This window comes from Komagataeibacter oboediens (assembly GCF_003207815.1).
GTDB lineage: Bacteria > Pseudomonadota > Alphaproteobacteria > Acetobacterales > Acetobacteraceae > Komagataeibacter > Komagataeibacter oboediens.
The window spans coordinates 79,355-85,457 of the sequence record NZ_NKTX01000007.1 but is presented as its reverse complement, the minus strand read 5'-3'; the positions used below and the strand labels follow the sequence as shown (position 1 = coordinate 85,457).

The following is a 6,103-nucleotide window of genomic DNA, read 5'->3' as shown; positions in this document are numbered from 1 at the left end:
TGCGTCCTCAACCGCATGGACATTGATCGCCTCGATCCGCATGCTCACACGACGGACAGCAAGGCATTGTCAAGCTTGAAAAACTTTCGGATCGGGCTCTCATAAAAAATGGCACCGAACAGGCAGGTCAGTTTTCCATCAATAAATTTGCAGATGGAATATCCGAAATGTACAGAAATACATTACGAAACCACACCTAATTACAGTAATTTTCAGGATTTTTTATCTTATTTATACACACCAACTCACAATACCCAAGACAGATCATATAGAAAAAGCATCGCGAGGCTTAAGAAATACATACCGGCTGATGCCCGGTGCATGTATCGTGCACATTTACGATGTCATGAATCCGGACGTGAACAGGCAATACGGGGACAATCCGGCATTCCTGTGCAGTCCATTCCTGCCACGCTTCATACCACCAGTATGCCAGCCTGTGCATGACCTGCCCGGCTTCCCGTGCGGGCCTGCCCACCAGCATAACCGTCCATACTCCTGACAGGCCATAATATATTCCACGACCGTCATTCCCCATATGGCCGCAAGCCAGTACATCACCATCCCCCGATGCCATGAAATATGGCATACTGCGCCACGACCCAAAGGAGGGAACAGAGTTATGGAACCGTGGACATCATTCACGCTGTTTGGAAAATCCGGCACAATCTACCAGTTCCGGCGCGTGCCATCGCCCCTGCCACCGCAGGCCTGCGTCTTCCTGCTGACAACCGTCATGGGATCAACGGTCAAGGGTGGGTCATGGCAGTTCGTAGAACCGGAAATCGGCACGGTCACTTCGCTGTCCGGTGACTGGGACAGCGTGATTACTCCGGCCCGCGAAGCCAAGACCGAAAGTGATGATGTTCTGGTCTGCTTTCCCGAAAGCGGCGATGTAAAGGATGCGTTTGCCGATCTGGTCGAGGGCGGTGCCACCCCGCTGCCGCACTAGATTCGACACGCCACGCCCAGATGTGAATGGACGGGACTTTTCATACGATCAACACTGCTCCACCCCGCCGGATGGAGATCCCGCCATGTCCCGTTACCGTCGCCCTGCCCTGCTGACCCTGATGACGGGCCTGATACTGGCCCATGGCGTGGCCCACGCCCGGCCGGACAGGCCGGTGCTGCTGCGCCACGCCACCGTCATTGACGGTACCGGGAGCGCGCCGCAGGCGGATACGGATATCCTGATCCGCGACGGACATATTGCCGCAACCGGGCAGCACCTGCCGTCCCCCGCCCATGCCCGCACCATTGACCTTTCAGGGCAGACGGTACTCCCGGGGCTGATTTCCGACCACAGCCATGTGGGACAGGTCAGCGGCACGCAGAATGGGGAAGTCAATTACACCCGAGCCAACATTCTGGCAGCCCTGTCGCAATATGAACATTACGGCGTACTGACCGTGACGGCACTGGGGCTGAACCGTTCGCCCATGTTTGACGACATGCGGCGCGAACAGCATGCCGGCCTGAATCCCGGCGCCGACCTGTTTGGCGTCGATCAGGGAATTGGCGCGCCCGATGGCGTTCCGCCACAGAACATGTTCCATCTTGGTGCGGACCAGGTTTTCCGCCCCACCACGCCGGATGAGGCACGTGCCGCAGTCAACAGGATGGCGGATGAAGGAACGGACCTGATCAAGCTGTGGGTCGATGACTTCCGCAACGGTGTGCCCGGCGCGCATGGCCTGCCCAAAATGCGTCCGGACATCTACCGCGCCGCCATTACGCAGGCCCACCTGCGCGGCAAGCGCGTGGCCGCCCATATCCATGACCTGTGCGACGCCCGCGCACTGGTGGCAGCGGGGGTGGACATCCTTGCCCATGGCGTGCGTGACAAACCGGTTGACGCCACCCTGATCCACGCGATGACACAGCAGGGCACGGGTTACATCGCAACGCTGGATCTGGACGAAGCCAACTACATCTTTGCCGAACACCCCGAATGGCTTGATGATCCATTCCTGTCATTCGGACTGTCGCCCGCATTACGCCAGCAGTTTGCTGATCCGGCATGGCGGGAAAAAGTGCTGGCGGCCCCCCTGACTGCCGCATCACGCAAGGCGCTGGCAATGAACATGCGCAACCTGCTGACCCTGTACCGCGCGGGCATCGCCATCGGCTTTGGCACGGATTCAGGGGCAACGCCGACCCGCATACCCGGCTTTGCGGAACATCGGGAGTTCCGGCTGTCGGTCATGGCGGGCCTGACCCCGCTGCAGGCCATCACGCTGGCGACAGGGGATGCCGCCCACCTCATGCAGTTGACGGATCGGGGCACGATCGCGCCGGGACAACTGGCGGACCTGCTGGTGGTATCCGGCAACCCGGCACAGGACCCGGCGGCGCTGGATCATATCCAGCAGGTCTGGCATCGTGGCAGGCAGGTACCCGGCCCGCTGGCGGGTCAGGCTGCAACCACACCCCGGTCCAGATGATACAAGGTCGATATGGTCAGGAAACATACACTTACCCGCCTGTACAGGCTGCTTCCCCTGATCGGGATGGCAGCAGGCCTTGCCGCCTGCGCCGGGCCGACGGGTCCGCAACTGTCGGGACCAGATGGCCCCATGATCGCCAATAACGACTGGAACGAACATAACTACGGCATGGGATTCTATTCCGGTCCCTATAATGATGGCTTCGAGGCCGAAGGACTGGATGGTGGCCCACCCGATTATCTGGGTGACGAGTTCATGGGTGTACCCTGAACCCTTTATTATGGGGCATGTTCCGGAATGCTTCGGATAACGCCGCCTTTTTGAAAAAAGGCAGCATCCAATAAGTTTTATTGTTTTTTATCAATTTGTTGCCTTCAAAACCCCTACCCGCACATCATTTACCCTGCATTCCGGCACGCCAGAACCTGCTGACGAAAAGCCGACCAGCTAACACCGGGTGGAAAAACGGTCCCACGGTGTGATACGGGTGACGGGCAGTTCAACAGGGCGGGCAAAGACCTCGGCGGACAGAAAGGCCAGCTCCGCCTCCACCTGTTCTTCAGGCAGCGAGATGGACCACGCACGCGGGTTGCCATCGGTGCCATCATTCCAGCGATAGCCACGCTGGCGCAGCATATCCTTGTATTCATAAGGCGCGTTCTCGGCCCAGATCCGGCAGCGGATCTGCCGGGCGTTTTCCAGCAGCACCCCAAGCGCCCGCCGCCCCGATACCGGCAGGTCCCGATCCAGAATGGCAATGCCCGCCTGACAGTCATCCACCGCGCGATGACCGTCGAACCAGAACCCTGCCTGCATGCCCAGATAGGACAGCTTGCGTCCTTCGTACCCCTCAGCCGCCCAGTCCACGTCACGCATGGAGCAAGCCCATGGCTTGGTGGTAAAGGCGGGGGTGAAGCGTTCTGCAAACTTACGGTCAAAATTTGCATTATGAGCGATAATCAAAGATGCCGGGGCGACGAAATGCTCCACTTCCTCCGGGGTGACGGACTGCCCCGCCACCATGGCCGGGGTAATGCCGGTCAGTTCGGTAATCTGGGGCGGAATGGGACAGGACGGTTCACGCAGGCGGCTGAAGGGTTCCAGCGTCCCCAGTATCCGGCCATCCAGCGAATAGACGAAGGGTACGATCCCGAATTCGATGATCTCATCCCTGGCGGCACTCAGCCCGGTTGTTTCCAGATCAAGGAACATGCCCAGACGCGTACCCGCCTCCTTCGGATATTCGCTCAGCGTCCTTGGCGTCAGCGGACGCAGGACACGGTAGCGGCCCGTCCCCTCCAGTGTCCGGGCCATATGTTCCATCTGGTCGGGCGTGGGATCGTCTGTCATCGGGGCCTCCTGCCTGGCATGTCTGCACGGATATGCAGACAGCATACCTGCTGCGTCCAGCGGAACGGGCGTTGTCCTGTGGCGAGACATGGAATATTACAAACTTTGTCAGGTCTGCCTGATCCTGATGCAACACGACATGCGCACACAGGATACGCCATGGCACAGCATGCAGCACCGGACCACCCGGCACAGTCCGATACACCCGCACCATCCGCGGTTACGAACACCCATCGGCTGGAAGATAACGGCCATGACACCATCGTCCGGGTGGGTCAGGTGGACCGCATCTGGTCCGATTTCTACCATCATGCCCTGACCGCACCGTGGAGCACGTTCTTCTACGGCTCCCTGCTGGTCTATGTCGGTATAAACCTGCTGTTCGCCCTGCTGTATATGATGGACAGTCAGGGGATCAGCGGCACGCAGCCGCATAGTTTCGCCGATTTCTTCTTTTTCAGCGTGCAGACCCTGTCCACCGTAGGCTATGGCGGCATGATCCCCGTCAGCCACACCGCCAACCTGATCGCCACGGTGGAGGTGCTGGGCGGCATGATGATCAATGCCCTGGCCACCGGGCTGATCTTCGCGCGGTTTTCACGCCCGCGCGCCCGGGTCATGTTCAGTCACAAGGCGCTTATATTATGGGAAAACAACCAGCTTCACCTTGATATCCGCATTGCCAACTGCAGGCGCAGCCCGATTCTGTCGGTGGATGTGGAATGCGCCCTGGCACGACTGATCCGCACACCAGCCGGCCGGGTGGTGCGGCAGTTCGATCCGCTGCCATTACAGCAGGCCCATGTGCCGGTCCTGCGCTTTGCCTGCACGCCCACGCATGTCATTGACGACAACAGCCCCCTGTATGGCATGACCGAAGCTGACCTGTCGGCGCAGGAGGCGGAAATCATTGTCAGCCTGACCGGCACAGACGAAGCATCCGGCCAGACGGTATTTGCTCGCTCCGCTTACGGATTTGACCGTATGCTATATAATCACCGCTTCGTGGATATCATAAACGCCGGGCCGGATGGGCGGATTACCGTTGATTACACCCGTTTCGACCAGACCGAATCCCCGCAGGATGCAACAGCCGATGTGGCGGAATACCTGGCTGACCAGCCTGACTGACCTGTCCCCCCTGCGCACCGGCCTGTCCGCCATGGGCATCATGGCCTGCATGGCCGTGAACGGGCAGGCCCGTCCCGTCCTGCACACGGCCCCCGTCCCTGCGGACACGAAACCGGCAACCGAACTGCAATACGGCCTGCCCGCCGCATGCATCGCCCATGTCATTGCCGTACCCCTGCTGACCAATAGTGGCAGTCCCATCATTCCCGTCACGTTCAACGCGACACAGGGACTGGCCTATGTCAGCGCAACACAGGACCGGGTCGGGGTCTATGCCGCCGAGGCACAGGATTACCCGGTAGAATCCAGCATAGACATCCTGACCATCGCCGGGGAAGGCATCACCTACACCACGACCCTGGAGCACATGCGCATAAACAATGGCACGGCGGACAAGGTGCCCGCCGTGCTGGAGGGAATCGGCCAGCCCCACATCAACGCACAGCCCGTTCTGGGAGTGATCGGGTATGACGTGCTGAACAACTATGACGTGCTGTTTGATTTTCCGGCCCGCCGCATGGTCCTGTTCAGACTGCGCGAGGATGCGAATGCGGCCTGCCCGCCGCTGCGTGAGTGGCTGGGGCCGGACAGCACGGCACTCCCCCTGTTGCCCGATGGCATGGGGCGCATGACCGGGGTGGCAATGCAGGTGGGTGATCATGCCGTCGAGATGGAGATCGAGCCGGGGGCGGACGTCTCCTCCCTGTCACGCAAGGACGCGCGGATGATGGGCCTGACCAACGCCATCCTGCATGACGACATGCATGTACGCACGAATGCGGGCAGGATCCTGAACGGACGCCGGCATCATTTTGATGCCGTGACGCTGGGAACGTGGCGGAACCAGCCCCTGGACGTGAATGTGGAAAAGACCAGCTACAGCATCCTTGGCATGAATTTCCTGCGCCGCAGGCGAGTCCTCATGGCATTTCCACAGGACATGATCTTCATGACGCCACAGCAGGACATGCCCGATGACCGGGGCCCCGCCACCCACGGCATGCTGAGTACACGCACCGCCATCGCCCGCATGGTCGAGGTCCCATCGCCACCTGCGGGCGGCGGCACGCAGGCCCCGCCGGGCAATCCCCCCAGCCCCTGAAGACTGTCCAAAGAAAAAGCTTTTGGTGAAGCTTTTTTCAAAAGGCTTCAGGAAACACCGCCTTTCTGAA

Annotated in this window: 6 protein-coding genes; 5 read left to right on the top strand and 1 reads right to left on the bottom strand. The window is 60.0% G+C overall.

The window, feature by feature from the left end; translation table 11 throughout:
- Positions 1 to 622 precede the first annotated feature (622 nt).
- From CFR80_RS06030 to CFR80_RS06020, 3 genes are all read left to right on the top strand, one after another.
- Positions 623 to 952 (top strand): hypothetical protein, encoded by a 330-nt coding sequence (locus tag CFR80_RS06030; protein WP_010515111.1) that lies wholly within the window; start codon positions 623 to 625, stop codon positions 950 to 952.
- A gap of 85 nt (positions 953 to 1,037) precedes the next feature.
- Positions 1,038 to 2,447, top strand: coding sequence for an amidohydrolase family protein (locus CFR80_RS06025; protein WP_010515112.1), 1,410 nt, complete (start codon positions 1,038 to 1,040; stop codon positions 2,445 to 2,447).
- A 12-nt stretch (positions 2,448 to 2,459) separates the two neighbouring features.
- Positions 2,460 to 2,720, top strand: coding sequence for a hypothetical protein (locus CFR80_RS06020; protein ID WP_010515113.1), 261 nt, complete (start codon positions 2,460 to 2,462; stop codon positions 2,718 to 2,720).
- Between the two features lie 177 nt (positions 2,721 to 2,897).
- Here CFR80_RS06020 and CFR80_RS06015 read toward each other — a convergent pair whose 3' ends face one another.
- Positions 2,898 to 3,800, bottom strand: coding sequence for a 3'-5' exonuclease (locus CFR80_RS06015; protein WP_010515115.1), 903 nt, complete (start codon positions 3,798 to 3,800; stop codon positions 2,898 to 2,900).
- Positions 3,801 to 3,959: 159 nt separating this feature from the next.
- Here CFR80_RS06015 and CFR80_RS06010 point away from each other — a divergent pair, with 159 nt between their 5' ends.
- Entirely contained in the window at positions 3,960 to 4,931 is a 972-nt protein-coding gene (locus CFR80_RS06010; protein WP_010515116.1) for an ion channel, read from the top strand.
- Entirely contained in the window at positions 4,897 to 6,033 is a 1,137-nt protein-coding gene (locus CFR80_RS06005; protein ID WP_010515117.1) for a retropepsin-like aspartic protease, read from the top strand. The genes CFR80_RS06010 and CFR80_RS06005 overlap by 35 nt, the downstream gene beginning before the upstream one ends.
- Positions 6,034 to 6,103: the final 70 nt, after the last annotated feature.

Excerpts from the sequence above, each read along its gene's own strand:
- CFR80_RS06030 (WP_010515111.1), top strand. The coding sequence starts at position 623 with ATGGAACCGTGGACATCATTCACGCTGTTTGGAAAATCCGGCACAATC.
- CFR80_RS06025 (WP_010515112.1), top strand. The coding sequence starts at position 1,038 with ATGTCCCGTTACCGTCGCCCTGCCCTGCTGACCCTGATGACGGGCCTG.
- CFR80_RS06020 (WP_010515113.1), top strand. The coding sequence starts at position 2,460 with ATGGTCAGGAAACATACACTTACCCGCCTGTACAGGCTGCTTCCCCTG.
- CFR80_RS06015 (WP_010515115.1), bottom strand. The coding sequence starts at position 3,800 with ATGACAGACGATCCCACGCCCGACCAGATGGAACATATGGCCCGGACA.
- CFR80_RS06010 (WP_010515116.1), top strand. The coding sequence starts at position 3,960 with ATGGCACAGCATGCAGCACCGGACCACCCGGCACAGTCCGATACACCC.
- CFR80_RS06005 (WP_010515117.1), top strand. The coding sequence starts at position 4,897 with ATGTGGCGGAATACCTGGCTGACCAGCCTGACTGACCTGTCCCCCCTG.